We start from the raw sequence: 1,000 nt of genomic DNA, 5'->3' as shown, positions 1-1,000 counted from the left end.
TATTTAATTAATCAGTAAAGCGGATTGAATATCATATGATAGATGCATAAATAAGGCTGTTCCAGTTTAGATAAGGATATCGGGCAAGATCATGAATCAAGATCAACTAAAGCAATTGGTGGGTGAGGCGGCGCGGGATGAGGTATTAAAGCTGCCTGCCGGCCAGATCATAGGTGTTGGGACTGGCTCCACCGCTAATTGTTTTATTGATGCTTTGGCGCCGCATAAGGGGCATTTTGCAGGAACGGTATCGAGTTCTAATGCTACAACTGAGCGCTTGTTAAAGCACGGTTTTAAGGTTTTAGATCCGAATGATGTAGATCTGTTGCCCGCCTATGTTGACGGCGCAGATGAGATCGATCCTGCTGGGTACATGATTAAGGGCGGTGGCGGTGCCTTGACCCGCGAAAAGATTATTGCCTCGATGGCAAAGCAATTCATTTGTATCTGCGATTCATCTAAACAAGTCCCAGTCTTGGGAAGCTTCGCATTGCCGGTGGAGATCATCCCTTTATCCAAAGCTATCGTTACTCAGGAGTTGGCTAAGTTAGGGGGTTCAGTCTCGCTCAGAATGTCAAAGGAAACTCGTGCCGACTTGGGACAGACACCTAGCCAGCCATATGTGACAGATAACGGTGGTTGGATTTTAGATATTGCTGGCTTAAAGATCACCAATCCACTCGCGCTAGAAGCGCAAATCAATCAAATTGCTGGCGTGATTACTGTAGGCCTGTTTGCCAAAGAGAAAGCCGATATCTTATTGGTGAGCAATGCGTCAGGCGTAAGCCGCCTAGTTTTGTAGCCTAAATGAATTATTTAGACTCATCTGCAGGCGGTACATAGCCCTGAGCTGTATCGGCACCACCCTCAAAGAAGTATTTTTCAACTTGTTTGAGCAAATATTGACGAGCACGAGGATCGGCCATATTGAGGCGATTCTCATTAATCAGCATAGTTTGTTGCTTTAACCAAGCCGCCCAAGCTTCTTTAGAAACTTGGT

At 45.7% G+C, this 1,000-nt stretch carries 2 protein-coding genes; one reads left to right on the top strand and one right to left on the bottom strand.

Annotated elements, in window-relative coordinates; all coding sequences use genetic code 11:
* Nucleotides 1–91: 91 nt before the first annotated feature.
* Complete coding sequence (gene rpiA / locus B7X71_RS17850; protein ID WP_293599510.1) at nucleotides 92–802, top strand: ribose-5-phosphate isomerase RpiA; 711 nt, start codon at nucleotides 92–94, stop codon at nucleotides 800–802.
* A 10-nt stretch (nucleotides 803–812) separates the two neighbouring features.
* Here rpiA and B7X71_RS17845 read toward each other — a convergent pair.
* Nucleotides 813–1,000, bottom strand: a 188-nt coding sequence (locus B7X71_RS17845) for an oxidative damage protection protein (RefSeq protein WP_293601723.1), incomplete at its 5' end; no start/stop codon positions are given.

Source organism: Polynucleobacter sp. 39-46-10, from assembly GCF_002282275.1.
The sequence above is the reverse complement of the archived record's forward strand: the minus strand, read 5'-3'. Positions and strand labels throughout refer to the sequence as shown.